This is a genomic window from Pseudoalteromonas sp. 0303 (assembly GCF_013349995.1).
Classification (GTDB): Bacteria; Pseudomonadota; Gammaproteobacteria; order Enterobacterales; family Alteromonadaceae; genus Pseudoalteromonas.
Window position 1 is genome coordinate 1 of the sequence record NZ_JABVXF010000209.1, and the last position, 227, is coordinate 227.

General features: G+C 45.4%; 1 pseudogene. It reads right to left on the bottom strand.

What is annotated here, in order from left to right:
* Window positions 1-227 (bottom strand): annotated as a pseudogene (locus HUS62_RS22815) (IS110 family transposase); the annotation flags it as partial.

A 227-nucleotide genomic window follows, 5' to 3' on the forward strand; every position in this document is an offset into this window, starting at 1 on the left:
GCTTGCGTCAGTGATTTACACGGGCGGACATTAGGTGAGAAAGAAGCGGCAGCTATTGCAATGACATCATTTGCATCTGTTTTCTGGCCAACTCTAAATGCTTTGACAAATCGAGGATCTAGAATCACGACTTCATGACCAACACTACGTGCTTTGCGTGCCCAATAATGAGCACCACCACATGATTCCATAACAACTTTACAGCGAGGTGACGTAGTGAGTATGGT